Raw genomic sequence first — 10,046 nt, forward strand, 5'->3', positions numbered from 1 at the left:
ACGCCGAACGCCATCTGCGGCTGCTGGTCGATGAAGATCAGCTGGCTGTTGTGCGGAGTGAGTACTTCAAGCTTCGGATTGCTCATGGCGCATGGCGTCCTGTGAACGAAAAGAGAGGGCCCGCCTCGACCGTGAAAACGGGAGGAGCCGGCGGCACATCGCGCCGGATCGTCATCCGGCTCGCATTATTTAAGCCGCAAACGCCCGGCGCGACCACCCAAGAAACGGAATCGATGCGATTCCGGAAACGGCGCCCGTTGGAAGCGGCCCGCTCTTTTTTTCTTCACGCAAACCCGCTACGCTTTCAAAACCTTGACGGCGCCGTTTCGGTGCCGCTCGCCCATCACCGGACGCTCCACCATGAAACCGTACGTCTTCTCGCTGCTCGCCGGCATCCTCGCCGGTGTCATCTACGGCGCGCTCGGCGTGAACTCGCCCGCGCCGCCGGTCATCGCGCTCGTCGGCCTGCTCGGCATGCTGGCCGGCGAACAGATCCTGCCCGTCGCGCGGCGCATGCTCGCGGGCCACCGGCTGAACACCGCATGGCGCGACGCGAAGTGCAGCCAGCACATGTTCGGCGCGCTGCCGGGCGGCAGCGCGAACGAACGCAAGCCGTCGTGACGCGCACGCTCCGCAATAGCCGCACGCGTCGCGCATGACCAACGTCGAGCTGTTCCACTACCTGCTGCTGTTGATCTGCGGCGCGGGCGCGCTCACCTGGCTCGCGGAGCGCGTGTCGATCCCGCCGGCCGTCGTGCTGCTGCTCGGCGGCTGCGTGGTGGCCATCGCAGGCAAGCGCACGCCCGACATGGATCCGGCGCTGCTGCTCGTGGCCGTGCTGCCGCCGCTGCTGATGTCGAGCGGCTTCTATACGGCGTGGAAGGAATTCCGCCACGAGCTCGCGTCGATCGCGTCGCTCGCGCTCGGCGCGGTGGTGTTCACGACGGTTGCGGTCGCGCTCGCCGTGCATGCGGCCAATCCGGCGCTGCCGTGGGCCGCGTGCTTCACGCTCGGCGCGATCGTGTCGCCGCCCGACGCGGTCGCCGCGAAGGCGATCCTGCAGCGCCATCCGCTGCCCGCGCGGCTCGTCGCGGTGCTCGAAGGCGAAAGCCTCGTCAACGATGCATCGGGCCTGCTGCTGTACCAGATGGCCGTCTCGGCCGCGCTCGCCGTCACGATCACGACCGCGAGCGCCACCGGCCTGTTCTTCTCGCTCACGCTGATCGGCATCGCGGTCGGCCTCGCGTGCGGCCATGCGATGTGCTGGGTGCTGCAGCGCCTGCGCGAGCCGATGCTCGGGATCGTCGTGACCTTCGCGATGGCGTGGGGCAGCTACGGGATCGCCGAAGCCGTGCACGGTTCGGGCGTGCTGTCGGTCGTGACCTGCGGCCTCGTGCTCGGCGTGCGCCAGCATCGCGTGTTCGGCGCCGACATGCGGATCAAGGCGAAGGCGACCTGGGAAGCGATCGTGTTCGTGCTCGACGCGCTCGTGTTCATCCTGATCGGCCTCGCGCTGCATGCGATCCTCGCCGGCGTGAACCACGAAGGCGCGGTGCTGATGGCCGGCCTGCGCGTCGCGCTGCCGGCCACCGCCGCCGCGATCGCCGCGCGCGTCGTGTGGGTGTTCGTCGCGATGTGGCTGCCGGGCCGCCTGCGCGCGCCGCGCGCGGGCCATGCGCCGTGGTCGTGGCGCGAGGCCGTCGTGCTCGGCTGGTCCGGCATGCGCGGCGTCGTGAGCCTCGCGGCCGCGATCGCGCTGCCGGGCAACTTCCCTGGGCGCGACCTGATCCTGTTCAGCACGTTCCTGCTGATCATCGCGACGCTGGTCGTGCAAGGCGGCACGCTCGCGCCGCTGATCCGCGTGCTGAAGCTGCGCCCGGCCGCGCGGCACACGATGTCCGAGCATGCCGTGCGCGCCCATACGTTCGGCGCGGCGCTCGCCGAACTCGATGCGCGCGAGCAGCGCGGCACGAGCCTCGAACGCGCATCGCTCGACCGGCTGCTGACCGAATACCGCAGCCGCGTCGCGTTCAACGAACGCGCGCACCGCGACGGCGCAGAACCGGCGGACGTGCGCGCGCGGATGCTGCGCGTCGAGCTCGAGCTGGTCGGCGTGTCGCGTGATGCGCTGCTCGAGCTGCATCGCGACGGCCGGGTCGACGACGCGGTGCTGCACCGCATAGAATCCGAGCTGGATTTCGAGGAACTGCGGCTGCAGCGCCTGCTCGAACCGTAACGTCCGGCCTGCCCGGCCCTCCCCGGCCGGCCCGCCTTCCCTTTCCCCACATGGAATTGCAATGAGCGAACTGTCCGTCGAAGCGAGCATCGGCTCGGTCGATTACCTGGTCCATTTCACCGACGGCGTCCATCAGTGGCGCGCCGACGAACCGGCGTCGCTCGGCGGCGGCGATACCGCACCGACGCCCGTCGCGCTGCTGCTGTCGAGCCTCGGCGCGTGCACCGCGATCACGCTGAAGATGTACGCGCAACGCAAGGGCTGGCCGCTCGCCGAAGTGCACGTGAAGCTCGCGCACGAATCGGGTAGCGCGGGCAGCACGATCGTGCGCCGCATCACGCTCGACGGCGACCTGACCGACGAGCAGCGCGAGCGACTGCTGCAGATCGCGAATGCGTGCCCGGTGCACAAGATCCTCACGCACCCGATCACGATCGATACGGCAATCGCCTGACCCACCGGATACGAGAGACCCACCATGTCCGCATCGATCAAGACCCTGCTCACGCCGCGCGAGAGCGACATCGGCAACCTCGTCGTGCGCCGCGTGCTGCCCGCGCGCGCCGCGCGCCTCGTCGGCCCGTTCATCTTCTTCGACGAGATGGGGCCGGCCGTGCTGCCGGCCGGCAGCGGCATCGACGTGCTGCCGCATCCGCACATCGGCCTCGCGACCGTCACCTACCTGTTCGACGGCACGCTGATGCATCACGACAGCCTCGGCTTCCGGCAGAAGATCGTGCCCGGCGACGTGAACTGGATGACGGCCGGGCGCGGCATCGTCCATTCGGAGCGTTCGCCCGACGAGGACCGCCCGCATGAACAGCCGGTGCACGGGATCCAGACCTGGGTCGCGCTGCCGGTCGAGCACGAGGACACCGCGCCCGCATTCGTGCATCACGCGGCCGACACGCTGCCGTCGTTCACGCGCGACGGCGCGCACGTGCGCGTGATCGCGGGCACCGCGTTCGGGCTCACGTCGCCGGTCGCGGTGTTCTCGCCGACGCTCTATGCGTATGCTGAATTCGCCGCGGGCGGGCAGCTCGCGCTCGACGCGGAACACGACGAGCGCGGCGTGTATCTCGTCGACGGCGACCTCACGATCGACGGCACGCCGCTCGCCCCCGCGACGATGGCCGTGCTCGAACCCGGCACGAACGTCGCGCTCGCCAGCGCGAACGGCGCGCGCGTGATGCTGCTCGGCGGCGCGCACCTGCCGGGCGAGCGGTTCATCGAATGGAATTTCGTGTCGAGCGAGCGCGCGAAGATCGAGGCGGCCCGCCACGCGTGGGCGGCGCAGACCTTCGGCAAGGTGCCGGGCGAGGAAAACGAATGGACGCGCCAGCCGGAGCGCCGCGCGCAGTGAGCCCGCGGTGAGCCGATAGCGGTCGGCGCATCGATGCAGCGCGGCCGGCATTCACGCCGGCCGCCTTGCGTTTACCGCCTCAATCCCATCAGCTTCGCGAGCACGGGCCAGCGCTCGAGCGATTCGACGAATGCGCGCCGCGCCTGCTCGTCGACGTAGCGGGCCGGATCCAGCGCAGGCAGGTGCCGCGCGAGGCCTAGCACGTCGTTCGGTTGCGACAGGCGATCGTCGTCGCCATCGCCGATGTTTACTGTTCGTCGATCCATACGCCGTCCGGAGTCTTAACCGCATAGCCGGTGCTCGTCTGCAGCGTCACCGTGCCTTCGTTCTCGCCGACCATCCGCGTGCGCGGCAGGTCGGCGGCATATTGCGCAAGCGTCGCGCCCGGCTTGAACGGGCTGTTCGACACGAGGTTCGACAGCAGCTGCGCGAGCGCGAGGAAGCTCGTCGGCTGGTCGATCACGGTCGTCGTGCCGTGATTGCCGGTGAAGCCGACGAGCCGCACGCCGACCGGCCCGTGGACGACGCGCGGCGTAGGGATCTCGCGCAGGCCGGCCACCTGGTTCTTGTCGCCGCGCAGCGCGGCGCCGTGCTCGGGCACGAACACGATCACTGCGCGCCGTCCCGACTGCGCGATCAGGTCGGCGAGCCGGTCGAAGTCGTTCATCATCCGGGTCACGCGCTGCGGATACGAATCGATGCTGGTGAGCGAGCTGCCCACCACGCGGTTGCCGTCGTGCAGGCTGATCGTGTTGTAGTACAGCGCGACCGGGCCCGGCACCGACGCGCGCTGCGCGTACCAGTTCGCGAGCGTGCCGTAGTCGTCCTTGATCGCCGAGCCGTCGAACGCATGCATCGCGACCGGGGCGGCGGCGTTCGAGATCATCGGCGCGTCGGGCACGCCGATGTTGTCGTGAACGACCTGCAGGAAGTTGTCGAAGTGCCCGTCGTGGTTCAGCAGCGACTGCACCGTGTAGCCGGCGGACGCGAGTTGCGAAAACAGGTGGCACTGCTGCGGCGCGGGCTTGTACAGGTCCGCGTGCGCTTCCTGCCCGCAACTCGCGCGCAGCACGCGGATCGCGGCCGGGCCGCTGTAGCTCGCCGCCGTGCTGAAGTTGTTGAACAGGTAGTCGAAGTGGCTCAGCATCGGGTGATTGCGCATCTTCGCGGCATCGAGGTCGTCCCACGACAGCGAGCACACGTGCAGCACGATCACGTCGAACTGCGCGGCCGGATCGTTGCCGAGATGGCCGAACGCGACCTGCCGCTGCGACTCCTGCGCGCGGAACGTCGCGAGCGCCGCGTTGTGGTCCTCGGGCTGGCCGGCGCGCCCGCCCGTGGCGTCGGCCTGCTGCTGCGGGAGCGGCGCGACGACGCGCGCCATCAGCCCGTTGCCGGCCTGCCACAGCGGCATCACGACCAGCGCGGCGAGCACGAAGGTCGCGACGCGCACCCAGCGGTTGACGATGAAATAGACGATCAGCACGCCCGCCACGGTCAGCACCAGCAGCGGCGGCAACAGGCGCGGCAGCAGCTCCATCCAGTAGTCGAGGCGGAACGTGCTGACCTCGCGCGCGGCATCGACAAGGCGCGCGAGCGGCGGCGCATGCAGCTCGCGCGCAAGGAGCGGCACCGCGATCGCGAGCGCGGCGAGCTGTCGCACGATGCGCCACACGCGCGCCCGGATCGGCGCGCTCGCCGCGAGCGCCAGCGCGAACGCGAGGTTCGCGAGCCACAGCGGCTGCAGGTGGCCGGTCGCGAACAGCGCGAACTTCAGGATGAAATACAGATTCCAGAACGTCATCTAAACCACTCCGTGATGGGCGCCGCGTCAGTCGCGCGCCCGATCGAGCTTCGGTGCCAACATCGACTGCACGCCGCGCGCCGCACCTTTCCACATCCGTACGTAACCGTCCAGGCCCACGCGCAGCACTTCCTTCAGCCCGCGCAGCGGCGTGTCCGCGCGCGCGCTCGCGTGCCAGTCGAGCCACGCGTCCGCGCGGCCGAACGTGCACTGCACGAGCTGGCGCTCCTGCTCGAGCGTCAGCGCCTCGAAGCTCACGCCGACGTGGGTCGGCGTCACGCGGCTCACGCGCACCGGGAACGGAAACGGCCGGTCGCCGCGCGTCACGCATACCGTCAGCGTGTCGCCGACCGCGAGCGGCAGCCCCGGCACCGCTTCGAGGCCGAGGCCGCCGGTCGAGTAGTCGCTCGTGAAGCATGCGGCAGTCGAGCCGTCGGCGAGCAGCAGCGTCGCCGGCACGCGCATCGCGATCCGGTGCGTGACGCGCACCTGCTTGGTCTCGCGCGCGACGGCCATGGCCGCGCCGAGCATCGCGAGGTTGTAGACGGTCCAGCCGAGCGTGATCAGGATCGTCGACGCCTCGTCGCCCTGGTCGGCCACGAGCCGCCACAGGCCGGCCGCGATCGCGAGCACGTTCAGCGCGAACAGCACGAGGTACGGCTTCGAGGTCGACCAGTCGACGTAGCCTTCGTCGATCTTGCCGCCCTTGTCGGTCACGTTGAACTTGCCGTGCTGCGGGCTGAAGAACGCGACGGTGGTCGGCAGCGCGATGTACCACGCGAGCACCGATTCGTAGACCTCGGCCCAGAACGAGTGGCGATAGCGCCCCTGCATCCGCGAGTTCGCGACGTTCGCGAGCACCAGGTACGGGATCACGTAGCTCGCGAGCGCGACCGACGACGCATTGATGAAGTACAGGTGGAAGAACAGGTACGCGAGCGGGATCGTCAGGAACACGAGCCGCGGGATCCCGTAGAAGAAATGCAGCATCGCGTTGCCGTAGCAGATCCGCTGGATGAAGCCGAGCCCGCGCCCGAGGAACGGATTGTCGATGCGGAAGATCTGCGCCATCCCACGCGCCCAGCGCGTGCGCTGCTTCACGTGGCCGGCGAGGCTCTCGGTCGCGAGGCCTGCCGCCTGCACGGTCGGCAGGTAAGCCGACGTGTAGCCGCGGCGGTGCAGCTTGAGCGCGGTGTGCGCGTCCTCGGTCACGGTCTCGACCGCGACGCCGCCTACCTCCTCCAGCGCGGTGCGCTTGAGCACCGCGCACGACCCGCAGAAGAACGTCGCGTTCCACAGGTCGTTGCCCGACTGCACGAGCCCGTAGAACAGGTTGCCCTCGTTCGGGATCTCGCGGAACGTGCCGAGGTTGCGCTCGAACGGATCGGGCGAGAAGAAATGGTGCGGCGTCTGTACCAGCGCGCATTTCGGGTCGCGCAGGAACACGCCCATCGAGGTCTGCAGGAACGAGCGCGTCGGCACGTGATCGCAGTCGAAGATCGCGATGTATTCGCCGTGCGTCTTCGGCAGCGCGCGGTTGATGTTGCCGGCCTTCGCGTGGCGGTTGTCGTCGCGCGTCAGGTAGCCGATCCCCGCCTCGCGCCCGAACGCCTCGAACTCGGGGCGCCGGCCGTCGTCGAGCAGGTACACGCGCAGCTTGGCCGCCGGCCAGTCGATGCTCTGCGACGCGAAGACGGTCGGCTTCACGACCGACAGCGGTTCGTTGTAGGTCGGGATGTAGACGTCGACGCTCGGCCAGGTGTCCGGGTCGTCGGGCAGCGGCACGATCGGCCGGTCGAGCGGCCACGCGGTCTGGACGAAGCCGAGCAGCAGGATCATCCACGTATAGGCTTCGGCGCCGTACAGCAGGTAGCCGGCGAACGCCTCGACGGGGCTGCGGAAATCGAGTGTCTGGGTCGTGCGCCACCACACGTAGCGGACGGTGGCGAGCAGCGCGAGCGACGCGAGCGCAAGCGTCGGCAGATGGCCCGGCAGGCGGCGCAGCGCGAGCGCCAGCACCGCGACGATCGCGAAGAACGCGAACTGCGCGCCGGGCATCAGCGGCGACATCCCGGCCGCGGCCCACATCAGCGCGCCGGCGATCAGCAGCAGCGGCGCGAGCCAGCGGTGCCGGCCGACGCCGTGCGCGCGCGCGTCGAGCCAGCCGCCCCAACGAGCCCACGGCAGACGCGCGAGCAACGCGTCGAGGCGCCGGCCGAGCGCGCGCGCCGCGACGTAGACCGGCACGACGAACGTGTCGAACCACGCGAGCGGATCGCGCGCGGGCCGGCCATCGGCTGCGCGCGGCGCGCGCACGATCGCGCGCCACAGCCATTCGCGCGTGCTCAGCGGCTGCAGCACGCCCCACTCTTGCGCGAGCCACAGGAAGGCGATGCGTGCCCGGCGGCGCACGGGATCGGGCCGGCCGGGCGGCGGCGCGTGGAAGAACAGCCGCACGAGCCAGTCGAGCAGCGTGCGCTCGGCCGGCAGCCCGATCCCGTGCGCGCACCAGTCGGTCGCGCGCCGGGCCGCAGCGCGCCAGCGCGACGCGAACGCGGCCTTCATCGCCGCGCTCCCGTGCGGCCGGCCGCGGCCGCCGCGAGCCACGCGTCGACCCAGTTCGCGACGCCGTTCAGGTCGTGCGATGCCTGCGAATACGGCGCGTCGTCGAAGATCCAGCTGCCGCGCGCGAGCGTTTCGGGCACGGCCGCATCGACGTGAATCCGCTGCTCGAGCATCGACGCCGGTCCCGCGACCGCGCGCAGCATCGCGAGCGCATCGCGCTGCATGTCGCGCGCCGGGTTCAGCCGGTTCACGACGATCTGCAGGTCGCCGCCGCCGGCCCGCAGCGCGTCGAGGCGCGCGGCAACGGTCGCGCACGCGGCCGGTTCGGGCGGCACGACGACGAGCGTCAGGTCCGCGCGGCGAATCGCCTGCTCGGCCTGCGGCGACGGATAGCGCGCGGTGTCGACCAGCACGACGCCGTCAGGCGGCAGCGCGATCTCGTCGAGCGCGCGCGACAGCCAGGCCGGATCGGCCGCGAGCCGCGCATCGCAGGCGGCGGCGCCCGCCGCGTCGACCTGCCCGTACGGGACGAACAGCACGCCGTCGGCATTGCGCCACGTATGCGCGTGCCACGGCGCGGCGTTACCCGGGTCACCGAGCAGGCTGTGCGCGAGCCCGTGCTCGGCCAGCGTGTCGAGACCGAGCGTCGCGCCCATCAGGTTCTGCGCGTCGAACTCGACCGCGACGACCGGCCGGCCGCGACGGGCGAGCAGCACCGCGAGCGCGCCCGCGAGCGTCGTGCGGCCCGCGCCGCCGGTCGTCGACGTGACGGCGATCGTCTTCATGGCGCCGCCCCGCCGGCGTGATCGGCATCGGGCAGCAGGCGCCCGCGCAGCGCGACCGGCACGAGTTCGCACGGCACCGCGTCGCGCCGCTGCAGCCCGCGCGGCGCATGAAAGCCGCGGCCGAGGCCCAGGTGCTGCGCGACGAGCCACACCGGCACCGCGATCGCGATGCCGACGATGAATCCGATGACGAGTTCGGCGATCATGCGCCCTCCGGCTTGCGCAGCGGCATCGCGCTGCGGATGGCGCCGCGCGTGTGCGCGACGGGAAATGCAGGAAATGCCGGCGCATCGCCCGGCATGTCGGCGGCCGGCGTCGCATCGTCGGCGTGAACCGCGTGCGGCGGCGCATCGACGTGCCGGTCGGCCGCGCCGCCCGCGGCGGCCACGCCGGCCCCGCCGGCCACGGTGCCGTCGGCGCCCGGTTCGGCACGCGCCGCGGCATCCGCCGCGCGTTCGCCCGGCGCGCGTGCCGCATCCGCCGGCTGCGCCGTCGCGAACAGGTCGCTGTAGTCGGCGATCGGCGCGCGCCGGTTCTCGGCCTTCAGCGCATCGAGCTCGGTGTCGATGCTGCCCTGCCCGAGACACACGACGCGATCGGACAGCGTCTCGACCGGCACGTCGAAGATACGCGCGAGCGCATCCTCGGCATCGGCCGGCTCGCACGCGAACAGGAACACGTACAGGTGCCCGGCATCGGCCGTCACGACGTCGCCCGCGCGGCGCGGCCGGCAGTGCCGCAGCGCATCGACGTGCGACACGCCGGGCAGCAGCGCGATCTTCGCGAGCGTATGCGGCAGCGCGAGCACGGCGCCGCGATCGAGCACCGCGCGAATCCGCAGGCAGAACGCGCCGACCGGCAGGTAGCCGAGCACCGAATCGCCGAGCGCGGCCGCGAGCGCCGCGCGATAGTCGGGCGTGACGGGCCGCGCATAGAGCTGCCCGCGCAGCGCGTGCACGGCCGCGTGCATCCGCGTCACCGGCAGGTCGCGCGCGACGACGCGGTTCGCGCCGACGCTCAGCACCAGCATCTCGAACTGCTGGCGCAGCACCTCGCCGCGCTCGACCACGGCGATCTTCAACGCGCCGCCGCATTGCCGGCGCAGCGTGTGAACGGCCGCGCACAGCGTCTCGAGCTGCGCATGCGAGCGGAACGCCAGCACCGCGGTCGCGGGGGGGGGGGGGGGGGGGGGCCCCCCCCCCCCCCCCCAGTAGGGGGCGAAAAAGCCAACAGGCGGGAGGCGGAGCCGGGCGGGGAGCCGCCCCCCGCGGCCGCGGGCCCGCGGCCCGGCGG

The 10,046-nt window shown here is 71.2% G+C and carries 9 protein-coding genes and 2 pseudogenes; 4 read left to right on the plus strand and 7 right to left on the minus strand.

Annotation, left to right across the window (positions count from 1 at the left end; genetic code table 11):
- Positions 1 to 86 (minus strand): annotated as a pseudogene (locus tag DIE17_RS36550) (hydrolase); the annotation flags it as partial.
- A gap of 274 nt (positions 87 to 360) precedes the next feature.
- Between DIE17_RS36550 and DIE17_RS36555 the strand changes: the two are divergent.
- From DIE17_RS36555 to DIE17_RS36570, 4 genes are all read left to right on the plus strand, one after another.
- A complete protein-coding gene (locus DIE17_RS36555; RefSeq protein WP_124524096.1) occupies positions 361 to 621 on the plus strand; it encodes a XapX domain-containing protein in 261 nt (86 codons plus the stop codon).
- Between the two features lie 34 nt (positions 622 to 655).
- Positions 656 to 2,236: a cation:proton antiporter gene (locus DIE17_RS36560; RefSeq protein ID WP_124524099.1), complete on the plus strand. Its 1,581-nt coding sequence runs from the start codon at positions 656 to 658 to the stop codon at positions 2,234 to 2,236.
- A 61-nt stretch (positions 2,237 to 2,297) separates the two neighbouring features.
- Complete coding sequence (locus DIE17_RS36565; RefSeq protein WP_059467735.1) at positions 2,298 to 2,690, plus strand: OsmC family protein; 393 nt, start codon at positions 2,298 to 2,300, stop codon at positions 2,688 to 2,690.
- A 24-nt stretch (positions 2,691 to 2,714) separates the two neighbouring features.
- Positions 2,715 to 3,599 (plus strand): pirin family protein, encoded by an 885-nt coding sequence (locus DIE17_RS36570; RefSeq protein WP_124524101.1) that lies wholly within the window; start codon positions 2,715 to 2,717, stop codon positions 3,597 to 3,599.
- A gap of 71 nt (positions 3,600 to 3,670) precedes the next feature.
- Here DIE17_RS36570 and DIE17_RS36575 read toward each other — a convergent pair whose 3' ends face one another.
- The 6 genes and pseudogenes from DIE17_RS36575 to bcsE all read right to left on the minus strand — a co-directional run.
- Entirely contained in the window at positions 3,671 to 3,865 is a 195-nt protein-coding gene (locus tag DIE17_RS36575) for a hypothetical protein (RefSeq protein ID WP_124524103.1), read from the minus strand.
- Complete coding sequence (bcsG, locus tag DIE17_RS36580) at positions 3,847 to 5,403, minus strand: cellulose biosynthesis protein BcsG (protein WP_124524105.1); 1,557 nt, start codon at positions 5,401 to 5,403, stop codon at positions 3,847 to 3,849. Before bcsG ends, DIE17_RS36575 begins: the two co-directional genes overlap by 19 nt.
- A gap of 27 nt (positions 5,404 to 5,430) precedes the next feature.
- Positions 5,431 to 7,968, minus strand: a complete 2,538-nt coding sequence (gene bcsA, locus DIE17_RS36585) for a UDP-forming cellulose synthase catalytic subunit (protein WP_124524107.1) — start codon at positions 7,966 to 7,968, stop codon at positions 5,431 to 5,433.
- Positions 7,965 to 8,753 carry a cellulose biosynthesis protein BcsQ gene (gene bcsQ, locus DIE17_RS36590; RefSeq protein WP_044846131.1) on the minus strand — a complete coding sequence of 263 codons (789 nt, stop codon included), beginning with the start codon at positions 8,751 to 8,753 and terminating at the stop codon, positions 7,965 to 7,967. The genes bcsA and bcsQ overlap by 4 nt, the downstream gene beginning before the upstream one ends.
- Entirely contained in the window at positions 8,750 to 8,959 is a 210-nt protein-coding gene (locus tag DIE17_RS36595) for a hypothetical protein (protein ID WP_124489491.1), read from the minus strand. The genes bcsQ and DIE17_RS36595 overlap by 4 nt, the downstream gene beginning before the upstream one ends.
- Positions 8,956 to 9,924 (minus strand): annotated as a pseudogene (gene bcsE / locus DIE17_RS36600) (cellulose biosynthesis protein BcsE); the annotation flags it as partial. The gene DIE17_RS36595 and the pseudogene bcsE, both read right to left, overlap by 4 nt.
- Between the last annotated feature and the right edge of the window lie 122 nt (positions 9,925 to 10,046).

It is taken from the genome of Burkholderia sp. Bp9099 (assembly GCF_003857805.1).
GTDB lineage: Bacteria > Pseudomonadota > Gammaproteobacteria > Burkholderiales > Burkholderiaceae > Burkholderia.